Annotated in this window: 15 protein-coding genes; 10 read left to right on the top strand and 5 right to left on the bottom strand. The window is 60.2% G+C overall.

Features of this window, described 5'->3' with window-relative positions; translation table 11 throughout:
• Positions 1-35 precede the first annotated feature (35 nt).
• Positions 36-788: a DUF2059 domain-containing protein gene (locus PMI26_RS10090; protein WP_007976384.1), complete on the bottom strand. Its 753-nt coding sequence runs from the start codon at positions 786-788 to the stop codon at positions 36-38.
• Between the two features lie 108 nt (positions 789-896).
• Here PMI26_RS10090 and PMI26_RS10085 point away from each other — a divergent pair, with 108 nt between their 5' ends.
• Together PMI26_RS10085 and PMI26_RS10080 are read left to right on the top strand one after the other, a co-directional pair.
• Complete coding sequence (locus PMI26_RS10085) at positions 897-1,529, top strand: 2OG-Fe(II) oxygenase (protein ID WP_007976386.1); 633 nt, start codon at positions 897-899, stop codon at positions 1,527-1,529.
• A 2-nt stretch (positions 1,530-1,531) separates the two neighbouring features.
• Entirely contained in the window at positions 1,532-2,017 is a 486-nt protein-coding gene (locus PMI26_RS10080; RefSeq protein WP_007976388.1) for a DUF523 domain-containing protein, read from the top strand.
• A 122-nt stretch (positions 2,018-2,139) separates the two neighbouring features.
• On the opposite strand, the gene PMI26_RS10075 is transcribed toward PMI26_RS10080, so the two are convergent.
• Entirely contained in the window at positions 2,140-2,724 is a 585-nt protein-coding gene (locus tag PMI26_RS10075; RefSeq protein WP_007976389.1) for a transporter substrate-binding domain-containing protein, read from the bottom strand.
• Between the two features lie 135 nt (positions 2,725-2,859).
• Between PMI26_RS10075 and PMI26_RS10070 the strand changes: the two genes are divergently transcribed.
• A complete protein-coding gene (locus tag PMI26_RS10070; protein WP_007976392.1) occupies positions 2,860-3,285 on the top strand; it encodes a DUF4399 domain-containing protein in 426 nt (141 codons plus the stop codon).
• 60 nt (positions 3,286-3,345) lie between these two features.
• Here PMI26_RS10070 and serA read toward each other — a convergent pair whose 3' ends face one another.
• Positions 3,346-4,575, bottom strand: coding sequence for a phosphoglycerate dehydrogenase (gene serA, locus PMI26_RS10065; protein ID WP_007976393.1), 1,230 nt, complete (start codon positions 4,573-4,575; stop codon positions 3,346-3,348).
• A gap of 205 nt (positions 4,576-4,780) precedes the next feature.
• Between serA and PMI26_RS10060 the strand changes: the two genes are divergently transcribed.
• From PMI26_RS10060 to PMI26_RS10045, 4 genes are all read left to right on the top strand, one after another.
• Positions 4,781-6,175, top strand: a complete 1,395-nt coding sequence (locus tag PMI26_RS10060) for an FAD-binding oxidoreductase (RefSeq protein WP_032829505.1) — start codon at positions 4,781-4,783, stop codon at positions 6,173-6,175.
• A 40-nt stretch (positions 6,176-6,215) separates the two neighbouring features.
• Complete coding sequence (locus PMI26_RS10055) at positions 6,216-6,881, top strand: fumarylacetoacetate hydrolase family protein (protein ID WP_007976397.1); 666 nt, start codon at positions 6,216-6,218, stop codon at positions 6,879-6,881.
• 272 nt (positions 6,882-7,153) lie between these two features.
• Complete coding sequence (locus tag PMI26_RS10050; protein ID WP_007976399.1) at positions 7,154-8,080, top strand: SdiA-regulated domain-containing protein; 927 nt, start codon at positions 7,154-7,156, stop codon at positions 8,078-8,080.
• 96 nt (positions 8,081-8,176) lie between these two features.
• A complete protein-coding gene (locus tag PMI26_RS10045) occupies positions 8,177-9,094 on the top strand; it encodes an SdiA-regulated domain-containing protein (RefSeq protein ID WP_007976400.1) in 918 nt (305 codons plus the stop codon).
• A 144-nt stretch (positions 9,095-9,238) separates the two neighbouring features.
• Here PMI26_RS10045 and rpiA read toward each other — a convergent pair whose 3' ends face one another.
• Positions 9,239-9,913 (bottom strand): ribose-5-phosphate isomerase RpiA, encoded by a 675-nt coding sequence (rpiA, locus tag PMI26_RS10040; RefSeq protein ID WP_007976402.1) that lies wholly within the window; start codon positions 9,911-9,913, stop codon positions 9,239-9,241.
• A gap of 222 nt (positions 9,914-10,135) precedes the next feature.
• Here rpiA and ilvA point away from each other — a divergent pair, with 222 nt between their 5' ends.
• Positions 10,136-11,650 carry a threonine ammonia-lyase, biosynthetic gene (gene ilvA, locus PMI26_RS10035; protein WP_007976404.1) on the top strand — a complete coding sequence of 505 codons (1,515 nt, stop codon included), beginning with the start codon at positions 10,136-10,138 and terminating at the stop codon, positions 11,648-11,650.
• 39 nt (positions 11,651-11,689) lie between these two features.
• A complete protein-coding gene (locus PMI26_RS10030) occupies positions 11,690-12,115 on the top strand; it encodes a DUF2269 domain-containing protein (RefSeq protein ID WP_007976406.1) in 426 nt (141 codons plus the stop codon).
• Positions 12,116-12,201: 86 nt separating this feature from the next.
• On the opposite strand, the gene PMI26_RS10025 is transcribed toward PMI26_RS10030, so the two are convergent.
• Complete coding sequence (locus tag PMI26_RS10025; RefSeq protein WP_007976408.1) at positions 12,202-12,858, bottom strand: HAD family hydrolase; 657 nt, start codon at positions 12,856-12,858, stop codon at positions 12,202-12,204.
• A 143-nt stretch (positions 12,859-13,001) separates the two neighbouring features.
• Between PMI26_RS10025 and PMI26_RS10020 the strand changes: the two genes are divergently transcribed.
• Positions 13,002-13,481: an RNA pyrophosphohydrolase gene (locus PMI26_RS10020; RefSeq protein ID WP_003229203.1), complete on the top strand. Its 480-nt coding sequence runs from the start codon at positions 13,002-13,004 to the stop codon at positions 13,479-13,481.
• The last annotated feature ends 10 nt before the right edge of the window (positions 13,482-13,491 follow it).

The following is a 13,491-nucleotide window of genomic DNA, read 5'->3' on the forward strand; positions in this document are numbered from 1 at the left end:
TCGCAGCCTTCGGCAGCTCCTACAGTGCGATCTTTTCACTGGGTCAGGTTCGAATTGCTCTGCCCCACCGCCAACCCCGCGCGAATCGCCGCCAGTGCCGCCTGATAGTAAGCCTGGCCTTGCGTCGATTCGGCAAAGGTCGCGAACTCTTCCAGCTCGTCGTCCGACAGGTCGCGATAGACATACAGCAGCGTATTGTTCAGGTCGCTGCCAATCTGGTCCATCAGGCGCTGGCGCTGGCCGTTGAGCATGCCCTGGGCCTGACCGGCACCAAGCAATCCCGGGATCATCGAACTCAGGCTGTCGGCGGCCACACCGGCAATCGCCAGGCTGACTTCCGCGCCGGCCTCGCGAGCAGGCAGCGCTTGTGCCAGATGGCCGATGATCAGCAGGCGGCTGTCGCTGGCCTGCATCTTTGGCAAGCCCTTGGCATTTTTCGCCAGTTGGTCGCGACGGGTCGCCAGCAACTCGGCAGCGACGATCTTCTTGCCCAGAGGCGACTGGAAAAACGTCAGTGCAGGTTTTGGATCGGCGAGGTTCTTGCGCAATTGCGCTTCGGCGCGCTGGTCCACGGCCTGGGCGGAAAATCGCTGATTGCTGTTATTGACCAGAGCCTGATACACCGCCGGAGGCAGGCTGCCCTGGTAGCGTTGCTGGGCAGCCGAGAGGGCGTCGTTGAAATGCGCGCGTTGTTCCGGCCAGCCGGCGACCTTGTACAACTGGTCGTGGCCGTCTGCCCAGGCGGGCATAACGCAGAACATCAGCAGTGATAAAAGCAAACGGCGCATAGGGACTCCTGTCAGCAGGCGACTATTCTCCGTGTGGTATCCGTACTTGTCGAGAATTCGTATCAACCCGCTGCGCGGCTCTGTCGGATTTTCGGGCACAGGAATACTATGCGCGGCATGCAAATATCCTCTGATCACCCGCTGCTGTTACGAATCGTCGACGACCTGGCCGAGCACGGCTGGTCGCAGCAGAATATTTTCCTGCCTCAGGACCTGACCCGAGCGCTGGCGGCCGAGTGTCGCAAGCGTGCTGCCGAGGGTGAACTGGCTCCGGCCGCCGTGGGTCGAGGGCCGTCGTCGGAGATCCGCGAAGGAATTCGTGGCGACCATATCCAATGGATCGACCCCGGCCAGGCCGAGGCTTGCGACAGCTATCTGAGTTTGATGGACAGCCTGCGCGAGGCGATCAATCGCGGTCTGTTTCTCGGCCTGGAGGATTTCGAAAGCCATTTTGCGATGTACCCGCCCGGGGCGTTCTACCTCAAGCATGTCGATCGCTTTCGCGATGACGACCGGCGCATGGTTTCGGCGGTGGTTTACCTCAATGACGGCTGGCTTCCCGAGCACGGCGGCTCGTTGCGCATGTACCTCGACAACGATCGCGTCCACGACGTGCAGCCTACCGGTGGCTGCCTGGTGGTGTTTCTTTCCGGAGAGGTTCCCCACGAAGTCCTGCCCGCGACCCGCGATCGCCTGTCGCTGACGGGCTGGTTCCGGCGGCGCGGCAACGAGCCGTTCTGATCATGCAGAAAATTCTCGTCAGCCGCTGCCTGTTGGGCCACCGCGTTCGTTACGACGGCGGGGCCAGCGGGCTGTTCGATCAGCTTCAGCACTGGCTCGACGAAGGTCGGATCGTACCGTTGTGCCCGGAGGTCGCCGGTGGCTTGCCAACGCCTCGGGCGGCAGCGGAAATTCCGGGCGGGCAGGGCGCGCAAGTCCTCGATGGCCAGACCTCGGTGATCACGACCGAGGGCGAGGACGTCAGTGCGCAGTTTTTGTCGGGGGCGTATCAGGCTCTGGAACTGGTGCAAAAGCACGGCATCCGCATTGCCGTCCTCAAGGCCAACAGCCCGTCCTGCGGCAATCTGTTGACCTATGACGGGACGTTCAGCGGTGTGAAGGTCAGTGGCGAGGGCGTGACAGCGGCGCTGCTCAAGCGCCATGGCGTGCAGGTGTTCAGTGAGCTGGAGCTGCCGCAGGCGGCGCAGGCCTTGGCAACACTCGATTAACGAGCGACAAAAGACACTGTGGGAGCGAGCTTGCTCGCGATGGCGGCCTGACATTCAACATCAATGTTGACTGGACTGGCCTCATCGCGAGCAAGCTCGCTCCCACAGGTTCTGCATTCACTTCAGTTCTGCAGCTTCGGCACCACATCCACCCCGAACCACTTCTGCTCCAGCGCGTGCATTCGTCCATCATCCTTGATTCGCTGCAAGGCGCTTTCCAGGCTGGCATGGAACGCCGGATTTCCCTTCTGAAACGGAATCGCCAGGCTCACGGCCGGGTTGGTTTTGGGCTTCCCTTCGGTCAGCGACTGCACCAGCAGAATGGAGCGCGGCTCTTCTTTCTGCGCGATCAATTGCGCCTGGGCTTGAACGTAAGGTTCGCTGAAATCGAAACGATCACTGAGATCCGGGGTCACTGCTATGTGGTTGATAGCGATGTCGTATTTGCCGCTTTCGACGCCGGTCAGCAGATCGCTGCCGTCGGTGACGACAAAGTCGGCCCGGACATCGAGTTCACTTGCCAGCAGTTGGCCCAGTTCGACTTCGAAGCCGGCGAGCTTGTCACCATCCTTGTAGTTGAAGGGGGGAGTGTTGGCTTCAACGGCTATGCGCAACTCGCCCCGGTCGTTGACGTCATCAATCAGTTCGGCATGAGCCAAAGGGCTCAGAAGGGGTAGCAGGCAGATCAGGCCAGGCAGAAAGCGCATGGTCACTCCTTTGAATTTATTATCGCGACCCTCTGATTCAGGCTCGCTTTGCTATGGTTGTCGAGTGCCTTCGACAACGAATGGCCATGAAGTTGTCATGGTCACGCGGATTTTACGAAAAAACTGGAGAAGAGAATGAAAACCTTTATGTCACGTGCTGCTTTGGCTGGCCTGTTGATGGGTGTTTCGGTGCTGGCCAGTGCTGCAACGCCGGCTCCGAAAGGCGCCGAAGTGTCCATCGTGTCTCCCAAGGACGGCGCGAATGTTCCACAGACTGTGGTCGTCAAGTTCGCTGTTGAAAATATTGCCTTGGCACCGGCGGGCGACCCCACCAAGAACACCGGTCATCACCATTTGCTGATCGATGTCGATGAGTTGCCGGCCGCCGGAGCGCCGATCCCCAAAGATGCCAACCACCAGCATTTCGGCGCCGCGCAGACCCAGGCTGAAGTCACGCTCACGCCGGGCAAACACACCCTGCAGCTTGAACTGGGCGATAGCAACCACATGCCGTTCGATCCGCCGATCGTTTCCGAGAAGATCACCGTCAACGTCAAGTAACGTTGTTGCGTCGATGAAAAAGGGAGCCCGAAGGCTCCCTTTTTTTTGCTCAGATCGCGATCAGAACAACACACGGCTACGGATGGTGCCTTTGACGTGTTGCAGCTTCTCTTGCGCCAGGTCCGAGTACTCGGCGTCGACGTCGATCACCACGTAGCCAACCTTCTCGTTGGTCTGCAGGAACTGGCCGGAGATGTTGATGCCGTTTTCGGCGAAGACTTTGTTGATCTCGCTGAGTACGCCCGGAATGTTTTCGTGGATGTGCAGCAGGCGGTGCTTGCCAGGGTGAGCCGGCAGGGCCACTTCCGGGAAGTTCACGGACGATACCGAGGTACCGTTGTCGCTGTACTTGACCAGTTTTTCCGCGACTTCCAGACCGATGTTGGCCTGGGCTTCAGCGGTAGAACCGCCGATGTGCGGGGTCAGGATCACGTTGTCCAGGCCACGCAGCGGGCTTTCGAACTCTTCGTCGTTGGAGCGTGGCTCCACCGGGAATACGTCGATGGCCGCGCCGATCAGGTGCTTGTCCTTGATGGCGGCCGCCAGGTGGTCCAGTTCGACAACGGTGCCGCGGGCGGCGTTGATCAGGATGCCGCCTTTCTTGATGGCACGGATTTCTTTCTCGCCCATCATCCACTGGGTGGCGGCGGTTTCCGGTACGTGCAGCGAAACGATGTCGGACATCGCCAGCAGCTCGTGCAGGTTGCCTACCTGAGTAGCGTTACCCAATGGCAGCTTGGTGATGGTGTCGTAGAAGTACACCTGCATGCCCAGGCCTTCCGCCAGGACCGACAGTTGCGTACCGATCGAGCCGTAACCGACGATGCCCAGCTTCTTGCCACGGATCTCGAAGGAGTTGGCCGCGCTCTTGATCCAGCCGCCACGGTGGCAGGAAGCGTTCTTCTCAGGGATGCCGCGCAGCAGCAGGATCGCTTCGGCCAGCACCAGCTCCGCTACGGAACGGGTGTTGGAGTAGGGCGCGTTGAACACCGCGATACCGCGTTCGCGGGCAGCGTCCAGGTCGACCTGGTTGGTGCCGATGCAGAAACAGCCGACCGCAACCAGCTTCTTCGCGTGATCGAAGATCTCTTCGGTCAGTTGAGTGCGCGAGCGAATGCCGATGAAGTGAGCGTCAGCGATCTTTTCCTTGAGCTGGGCTTCCGGCAGAGAACCCGTGAGGTACTCGATGCTGGTGTAGCCCGCCGCCTTGAGGACGTCGACAGCCGATTGGTGGACGCCTTCGAGAAGAAGGAACTTGATCTTGCTCTTATCGAGAGAAGTCTTGCTCATCTGCGTAAACCTGTATCCCGGAGAAAATTGGCAGGGAAGGGAGCAGCCCAGAGCTGACCCGGACGGCAAGAAAGCCGTGCCGCAGAATAGCCGTTGGGCACTATGCTGCGGGGTCGGTATGCTAGCATATGCGCCCCGCTAAACACTCATTCCTGCGACGTGAAGCGTTCTCAGGATGACCATGAATTGTTCGAGAGTTCTGTCGATGACCAATCCTGCCTTGATTGAAGAGCTGAAGACCCTGGTTGAGCCTGGCAAGGTGCTGACCGATGCCGACTCCCTGAATGCTTATGGTAAGGATTGGACCAAGCATTTCGCTCCGGCCCCGACCGCCATCGTGTTCCCCAAGACCACCGAGCAGGTCCAGGCCATTGTCCTGTGGGCCAACAAGCACAAGGTGGCGCTGGTGCCGTCCGGCGGTCGCACCGGCCTTTCCGCCGCAGCGGTAGCGGCCAATGGCGAAGTGGTCGTGTCGTTCGACTACATGAACCAGATCCTCGACGTGAACCTCACTGACCGCACCGCCGTGTGTCAGCCGGGCGTGGTTACCGAGCATCTGCAGAACGTGGCCGAAGAAAACGGCCTGTACTACCCGGTGGACTTCGCTTCGGCAGGATCGAGCCAGATTGGCGGCAATATCGGCACCAATGCCGGCGGGATCAAGGTGATTCGCTACGGCATGACTCGTAACTGGGTCGCTGGCATGAAGGTCGTCACCGGCAAGGGCGACGTGCTGGAACTGAACCGGGACCTGATCAAGAACGCCACCGGCTACGACATGCGCCAGCTGTTCATCGGGGCCGAAGGCACACTCGGGTTCGTGGTCGAAGCGACCATGCGCCTTGATCGCGCGCCGAAAAACCTGACCGCGATGGTCCTCGGCACCGCCGATTTCGACTCGATCATGCCGGTGCTGCACGCCTTCCAGAGCAAACTCGACCTTACCGCCTTCGAATTCTTCTCCGACAAGGCCCTGGCCAAGGTCATGGCCCGTGGTGACGTGCCGGCGCCGTTCGAGTCCGACTGCCCGTTCTACGCGCTGCTGGAATTCGAAGCGACCACCGAAGAGGTGGCCAACCACGCCCTGGAAACCTTCGAGCACTGCGTCGAGCAAGGCTGGGTGCTGGACGGCGTGATGAGCCAGAGCGAAACCCAGCTGCAGAACCTGTGGAAGCTGCGCGAGTACATTTCCGAAACCATCTCCCACTGGACGCCGTACAAGAACGACATCTCGGTCACCGTGTCGAAAGTCCCGGCGTTCCTGAAGGAAATCGACGCGATCGTCGGCGAACACTACCCCGATTTCGAAATCGTCTGGTTCGGCCACATCGGCGACGGCAACCTGCACTTGAACATCCTCAAGCCGGATAACCTGAGCAAGGACGAGTTCTTCGCCAAGTGCGCGACCGTCAACAAGTGGGTGTTCGAAACCGTCGAGAAGTACAACGGTTCGATCTCCGCCGAGCACGGCGTGGGCATGACCAAGCGTGATTACTTGACCTACAGCCGTTCGCCGGTCGAGATCGAGTACATGAAAGCGGTCAAGGCAGTGTTCGACCCGAACGGCATCATGAACCCGGGCAAGATCTTCGCGGTTTGAGCAGAAAACCTTACGCACCCTTGAAGGCAGGAGACGGTAAATGAGCTATCAGCACCAGTATGTCGACGGTACGCGTATTCATTTCCCGTTGGGGAAAGTTGTGTGCATCGGCCGCAACTACGCCGAACACGCCAAGGAACTGGATAACCCGGTGCCGACCGAGCCACTGCTGTTCATCAAGCCGGGCAGTTGCGTGGTGCCGCTGGAAGGTGGTTTCAGCATTCCCACCGAGCGCGGCTCGGTGCACTACGAAGCGGAGATCGCGGTGTTGATCGGCAAGCCGTTGTCGACCAGGCCGAGCCGTGAAGAAGTGCTCGACGCCATCTCCGGTTTCGCCCCGGCCCTGGACTTGACCCTGCGCGACAAGCAGGCCGAGCTGAAATCCAAGGGTCTGCCGTGGGAAATCGCCAAGTCATTCGACGGTGCGGCGGTGATTGCTCCGTTCGTGTCCGGCAGCACCTTTGCCGACCTGACCGACATCGGCATCCGCCTGACCATCAACGGCGAAGTGCGCCAGGACGGCAACAGCAGCGCAATGCTCAACCCGATCGTTCCGATGATCCAGCACATGGCCGGCTGCTTTTCGTTGCAGGCCGGGGATGTGATCCTCACCGGCACACCAGTGGGCGTCGGTCCGCTGAATGTCGGTGACGAGATCGTCCTGGAACTGCCGGGCGCCAGCCGCTTTAGCAGCAGCGTTCGCTAGTTGTAGCGCCGTTGTACCCTGTGGGAGCGGGCTTGCTCGCGAAGAGGGCGTGACAGTCGACATAAGTGTTGCCTGACACACCGCTTTCGCGAGCAAGTCAAATCGTCGCACCGCCGGTCCCACATTGGTTTTGTCGTGGCCTGTAGATGGCCCACCCTGTCATTTCCCGTTTTTTTCACATCCTGTCTGGATAATTTCAGGGCTTTCGGCCTCTGAGCCGGCCCCAAACTGTGCTATTACCCCTAGCCTGAATTTCTGGAACGCATTCCCCAATGGCCACTCCTCCGCTATCCACGCTTAATCCTGCCCGCCGCTCACGTTTCGCCCTGCGTTGGCACACCTGGCTTTTGTTGGTGGCCGTTGTCGCCTATGGCGTTGCATTTGCCATGCACTGGGATGCGCGGGGCGTGCTCTGGGTGAAAGAACAATTCAAAAGCCCGGCCGAGCGTCAGGCCAGTGTCTGGCTGCCGGACTATCGGGCGGTGATCGATGCCAAGCCGTTGCCGGGCATGGAGAAGGACGAAGCATCGGACGTGGCCTATGACCCTCAGACCAAGACCCTGTTTTCGGTCATGGGCAAGAACCCCTTCCTGGTCGAGTTGAACCTGCAGGGTGATGTGCTGCGCAAAATGCCATTGGTCGGCTGGAGCAACCCGGAGGGCGTCACCGTGCTGGGCGACGGCCGACTGGCCATTGTCGATGAGCGCGAGCATCTGATCTCTATCGTCAAGGTCGCTGCCGAGACTCGCGAACTGAACATCGCCGACTTCCCGAAATACGACCTCGGCCCTTCCAAAGACCAGAACAAAGCCTTTGAGGCTGTTACCTGGGATCTGGGCAATCAGCAACTGGTGTTGGGTGAAGAGCGCCCGCCGGCATTGTTTGCCTGGAAGGGGGACGGCAAGGTCCTGACCGGCGACAAGCTGAAGCTGGCCAGTCATGCGCTGGACATGCGCAACCTGTCGGCGCTGGCCATCGACCCGCGGACCGGCCACATGCTGGCGCTGTCCGCGGACTCGCACCTGTTGCTGGAGCTGGACAAGAATGGCCAGCAGGTCAGTTTCATCACCCTGTTGGGCGGCTTCAACGGCTTGAAAAACACCATTCCGCGCGCCGAAGGCGTGACCATGGATGAAGCGGGCACGTTGTACATGGTGAGTGAACCGAACCTGTTTTATCGCTTCGAAAAACAGAGGTAATGCCTCTGTGTATGCGTAAAGGGCCCGCGGCCATTAAGCTTCAGTTCAGACGGGCGTGATATTTCATCCGCCTGTTTTGACCCTGAGCCCAGCCGAATGCGTCGATTTGCCCGCCCCAAATCCCTGATTCTGATCCTGTCGGTGATCTCGCTGATCGCCCTGGTTGCGTTCGGCCAATACCTGCGTCTGTTCGAGCGTGCCTGGTTCAATCTGCATACGCTGTGGCAGCCGGTGAGTTCCCAGGCCATGGGCCTTGATCAATACCGGGTCGTGACCGAAGCGCAGGTGATCGATGGCCTGGCGGACAACGTTTCAGCGTTGACCTACGACCCGGTGCGCAAAAGTCTGTTCACCGTCACCAACAAACACAGCGAGCTGATCGAGTTGTCCCTCGACGGCAGGATTTTGCGCCGTGTGGCGCTGGTCGGTTTCGGCGATCCGGAGGCGGTGGAGTTCATCAGTGAGGACGTCTATGTGGTCACTGATGAAAGCCAGCAGCGGCTGATCAAGATTCGACTGGAGCAGGACACCACTTTCGTCGATGCGGCAGACGCCGAGCAGATGACCATTGGCGTCCACATGGGCGGCAACAAGGGTTTCGAGGGCCTGGCTTACGATTCCGTGGGCAAGCGCCTGTTCGTTGCCAAGGAGCGCAACCCGATGCTGATCTACGAGGTGCACGGTTTTCCGCGCTTCAATCCTGAAGAATCCTACTCGATACACGTGATCAACGACCCCAAGCGTGATGCCGGGATGTTCGTGCGGGATCTGTCGAGCCTGCAATACGACGAGCGCAGCGGGCATTTGCTGGCGCTGTCGGATGAGTCGCGGTTGATTCTGGAGCTGGATGTGAGCGGGCGTCCGCTGAGCACAATGTCGTTGGGCAAGGGGCGCCAGGGCCTGCAAAAAACCGTGCCGCAAGCGGAGGGGGTCGCCGTGGACGACGACGGTACGCTGTACCTCGTCAGCGAGCCGAACCTGTTTTACGTGTTCAAGAAGCCCGCACAACTCTAACCAACACCACAAAATACTGTGGGAGCGAGCTTGCTCGCGATTGCGGTCTGTCATTCAGCATTTCAGTCGACTGACACGGCCTCATCGCGAGCAAGCTCGCTCCCACAGGTCATTCATCTGCCCAGAGAATTTGGGCAGTCTGGCTTATTGGGCGCGCAGGGTCTTCACGCCTTCGCTGGTACCCAGCAGCAACAGATCCGCCGGACGCGCCGCGAACAAACCATTGGTGACCACGCCGACGATCGCGTTGATCTGTGTCTCCAGCTCCACCGGGTTGGTGATCTGCATGTTGAACACATCGAGGATGATGTTGCCGTTGTCGGTCAGCACGCCTTCGCGGTAGACCGGGTCGCCACCGAGCTTCACCAGTTCGCGGGCCACATGGCTGCGGGCCATCGGGATGACTTCCACCGGCAGCGGGAAAGTACCGAGGACCGGCACCAGTTTGCTGGCATCGGCGATGCAGATGAACGTCTTGGCCACGGCCGCGACGATCTTCTCGCGGGTCAGGGCGGCGCCGCCACCCTTGATCAAGTTCAGGTGTTCGTCGCTTTCATCGGCGCCGTCGACATAGAACTCCAGGTCGCTGACGGTGTTCAGTTCGTACACCGGAATCCCGTGGCCCTTGAGGCGCGCGGCGGTGGCTTCGGAACTGGCGACGGCGCCATCGAATGCGCCCTTGTGCTGGGCCAGGGCATCGATGAAGCAGTTGGCGGTGGAGCCGGTGCCGACCCCGACGATGCTCTTGTCGTCGAGTTTCGGAAGGATGAAGTCGACGGCGGCCTGGGCCACTGCCTGTTTGAGTTGATCCTGGTTCATGCGGGCTCCGGAGTGCCGAGGAGGGGACGAAAGGCCGGCATTATAGGCTTCGGGGCGGGGAAGGTCATTGCCCGATTGGCAGGTCAAAACATCGAACCTGTAGGAGCTGCCGAAGGCTGCGATCTTTTCGCTGGCTTAAAACCACCTGTTTAGTGTGGTCGCCCGCCCAAAATGCGGGTTAGACTCCTTGGTCCCGCCCAACCCGCTCAGTGATGCTTTCCGATGCTTGAACAGTACGTCAAAAAGATCCTCACCTCGCGCGTTTATGACGTTGCCGTAGAAACCCCGCTGCAGTCTGCCCGCCAGCTTTCCGAGCGGCTGGGCAACAGCATTTGGCTCAAGCGCGAAGACTTGCAGCCGGTGTTCTCCTTCAAGATTCGCGGCGCCTACAACAAGTTGACCCAGTTGAGCGACGAGGAGCGCGCCCGCGGCGTAGTGACGGCTTCGGCGGGCAACCATGCGCAAGGCCTGGCCCTGGCGGCGAAGGTGCTGGGTGTGAAAGCGACCATCGTCATGCCCAAGACCACCCCGGAGATCAAGGTCGAAGGCGTGCGCTCGCGCGGCGGTAAAGTGGTGCTGCACGGCGATTCGTTCCCGGAAGCCCTGGCCTACTCGCTGAAACTGGTCGATGAAAAAGGCTACGTCTACATTCACCCGTACGACGATCCCCACACCATTGCCGGGCAGGGCACCGTGGCGATGGAGATTCTGCGCCAGCACCCGCAGCCTCTGGATGCGATTTTCGTCCCGGTGGGCGGTGGCGGCCTGATCGCCGGCATTGCGGCGTACGTGAAGTACCTGCGCCCGGACATCAAGATCATCGGCGTCGAGCCGGATGACTCCAATTGCCTGCAAGCCGCCATGGCGGCGGGCGAGCGTGTGGTGTTGCCGACCGTGGGCATCTTCGCCGACGGTGTTGCGGTGGCTCAGATCGGTCAGCACACCTTTGACATCTGCAAGGATCATGTCGATGAAGTGATTACCGTGAGCACCGACGAAATCTGTGCCGCCATCAAGGATATCTACGACGATACCCGCTCGATCACCGAACCTGCCGGCGCCTTGGGCGTGGCCGGGATCAAGAAATATGTCGAGCAGCGCGGCGTCAGCGGCCAGACCTTCGTCGCCATCGACTCCGGGGCCAACGTCAACTTCGACCGCCTGCGCCACGTCGCCGAGCGCGCGGAGCTGGGCGAGGGCCGCGAAGCGATCATCGCCGTGACCATTCCCGAGAAACCGGGCAGCTTCAAGGCGTTCTGCGAAGCCATCGGCAAGCGCCAGATCACCGAATTCAACTACCGCTACAACACCGGCAGTGAAGCGCACATCTTTGTCGGCGTGCAGACCCATCCGGAAAACGACCCGCGCAGCGCCCTGATCGCCAGTCTGAGTGAGCAGGGTTTCCCGGTACTGGACCTGACCGACAATGAACTGGCCAAGTTGCACATCCGCCACATGGTCGGCGGGCGTGCGGCGCATGTGGTCGACGAAGTGATCCTGCGTTTCGAATTCCCGGAGCGTCCGGGGGCGTTGTTCAACTTCCTCAACAAGCTCGGCGGGCGCTGGAACATCTCGATGTTCCATTACCGCAACCATGGCGCGGCGGATGGCCGGGTCGTCGCGGGCCTGCAAGTGCCCCACGACGAGCGCCACCTGGTGCCGGCGGCGCTGGAAGAGATCGGTTACCCATACTGGGACGAAAGCGACAACCCGGCCTATCAGCTGTTTCTTGGCTGAGGGGCTACGCTGTTGGGCAGGTCATAAGGAAATCGAACAATGGAAACGTTAACTGCCCTGAAAGCGGCGCACATGGTGGCAACCGTTGTACTGCTGGCTTGTGCGCTGGGTCTGGGCGTCTGGGTTTTGCTGGCGCGGCGCAAGGGTGATGCGACGGCGGGAAGCCGCACCCTGCAACGGCCGCGTGTATTTGTCTGGCTGTTGATGGGGCTGGCGCTGCTGAGCATGCCGTTTACCGGCTGGTGGATGGTGCACCTGGTGGGCTGGCCGCTGGGGCAGACCTGGTTGCTGGCCTCCAGTGTGCTCTACACCGTGGCGGCACTGGCGTGGTTCTGGCTGCTGGTACGGCTGAACAAGCTGCGTAAAGCGCCGGGTGGCGTGGGGAAGTTCACCTTTGCCCTGGCGTTGTTCAGTTTTGTCTGTTTTATCGCCATTGCCGGGTTGATGGGCGCCAAGCCGGTTTAACCCGAAAAGATCGCAGCCTGCGGCAGCTCCTACAGGTGTACACATTCCCCCTGTAGGAGCTGCCGCAGGCTGCGATCTTTTGATCTTCAGTCGCGCAACGAAATCACCGGCCAACCACGCTTCTCGGCCTCGGCCCGCAGATTCGGGTCCGGATCAACCGCCACCGGATTCGTCACCTGCTCCAGCAGCGGCAGATCATTCATCGAGTCGCTATAGAAGTAGCTGTCTTCCAGCGTAAACCCGGTTTCTTCCAGCCAGCGATTCAACCGCGTCACCTTGCCTTCGCGGAAGCACGGCACATCGGTGCTGCGTCCGGTGTAGCGGCCTTCGACCATTTCGCATTCGGTGGCGATCAGGGTTTCGACGCCCAGGCGCTCGGCAATCGGCCCGGTGACGAAGCGGTTGGTGGCGGTGATGATCACCAGTTTGTCGCCAGCGTCGCGGTGCTTGGCCAGCAACTCTATAGCCTTGGGCAGCACGATCGGCTCGATGCAGTCGCGCATGTAATCACTGTGCCACTGATCCAGCGTAGCCATTTCGGTGCGCCCGAGGACTTCCAGGCAGAAGTTCAGGTAAGCAGCGTTATCCAGTTTGCCGGCCAGGTAATCCTGGTAGAACTCATCGTTGCGTGCCTTGTAGGCGACGGCGTCGAGAAAGCCGCGCTCGCACAGGTAATCGCCCCAGGCGTGATCGCTGTCACCGCCCAGAAGGGTGTTGTCCAAATCGAATAAAGCCAGGCGCATTGCAGTTACCCGCTGAAAAGTCAGTAAAAAGGCGACAAGAATACGGTCTTTTCACAAGAGTGCACATAAGGTAGGAACCTTCGTTGCCGCCTTAACAACCTTTGTGGAACAATGCGGCGACATGCGTTTGCGAGGTTGTTGCCGTGATCGACCCCGATGGTTTTCGCCCCAATGTCGGGATCATTCTGACGAATGACGCCGGCCAGGTGCTATGGGCTCGCCGAATCAATCAAGATGCCTGGCAGTTTCCACAGGGAGGAATCAACCCCGAAGAGACGCCGGAAGACGCCTTGTACCGCGAGCTGAACGAAGAAGTAGGCCTGGAGCGCGAAGATGTTGAAATTCTCGCCTGCACCCGGGGCTGGTTGCGCTATCGTTTGCCGCAACGTCTGGTACGTACCCACAGCCAACCGCTGTGCATCGGCCAGAAACAGAAATGGTTTCTCCTGCGCCTGATCTCCAACGAGCAGCGGGTGCGGATGGATTTGACCGGTAAACCGGAATTCGATGGCTGGCGCTGGGTCAGCTATTGGTATCCGTTGGGCCAGGTGGTGACATTCAAGCGCGAGGTGTATCGACGCGCTCTCAAAGAGCTTGCCCCGCGCCTTTTAGCGCGCGACTGACGACGGAGTT

Origin of the sequence: Pseudomonas sp. GM33, assembly GCF_000282295.1 — a bacterium.
GTDB lineage: Bacteria > Pseudomonadota > Gammaproteobacteria > Pseudomonadales > Pseudomonadaceae > Aquipseudomonas > Aquipseudomonas laurylsulfatiphila.

Excerpts from the sequence above, each read along its gene's own strand:
- PMI26_RS10090 (WP_007976384.1), bottom strand. The coding sequence starts at position 788 with ATGCGCCGTTTGCTTTTATCACTGCTGATGTTCTGCGTTATGCCCGCC.
- PMI26_RS10085 (WP_007976386.1), top strand. The coding sequence starts at position 897 with ATGCGCGGCATGCAAATATCCTCTGATCACCCGCTGCTGTTACGAATC.
- PMI26_RS10080 (WP_007976388.1), top strand. The coding sequence starts at position 1,532 with ATGCAGAAAATTCTCGTCAGCCGCTGCCTGTTGGGCCACCGCGTTCGT.
- PMI26_RS10075 (WP_007976389.1), bottom strand. The coding sequence starts at position 2,724 with ATGCGCTTTCTGCCTGGCCTGATCTGCCTGCTACCCCTTCTGAGCCCT.
- PMI26_RS10070 (WP_007976392.1), top strand. The coding sequence starts at position 2,860 with ATGAAAACCTTTATGTCACGTGCTGCTTTGGCTGGCCTGTTGATGGGT.
- serA (WP_007976393.1), bottom strand. The coding sequence starts at position 4,575 with ATGAGCAAGACTTCTCTCGATAAGAGCAAGATCAAGTTCCTTCTTCTC.
- PMI26_RS10060 (WP_032829505.1), top strand. The coding sequence starts at position 4,781 with ATGACCAATCCTGCCTTGATTGAAGAGCTGAAGACCCTGGTTGAGCCT.
- PMI26_RS10055 (WP_007976397.1), top strand. The coding sequence starts at position 6,216 with ATGAGCTATCAGCACCAGTATGTCGACGGTACGCGTATTCATTTCCCG.
- PMI26_RS10050 (WP_007976399.1), top strand. The coding sequence starts at position 7,154 with ATGGCCACTCCTCCGCTATCCACGCTTAATCCTGCCCGCCGCTCACGT.
- PMI26_RS10045 (WP_007976400.1), top strand. The coding sequence starts at position 8,177 with ATGCGTCGATTTGCCCGCCCCAAATCCCTGATTCTGATCCTGTCGGTG.
- rpiA (WP_007976402.1), bottom strand. The coding sequence starts at position 9,913 with ATGAACCAGGATCAACTCAAACAGGCAGTGGCCCAGGCCGCCGTCGAC.
- ilvA (WP_007976404.1), top strand. The coding sequence starts at position 10,136 with ATGCTTGAACAGTACGTCAAAAAGATCCTCACCTCGCGCGTTTATGAC.
- PMI26_RS10030 (WP_007976406.1), top strand. The coding sequence starts at position 11,690 with ATGGAAACGTTAACTGCCCTGAAAGCGGCGCACATGGTGGCAACCGTT.
- PMI26_RS10025 (WP_007976408.1), bottom strand. The coding sequence starts at position 12,858 with ATGCGCCTGGCTTTATTCGATTTGGACAACACCCTTCTGGGCGGTGAC.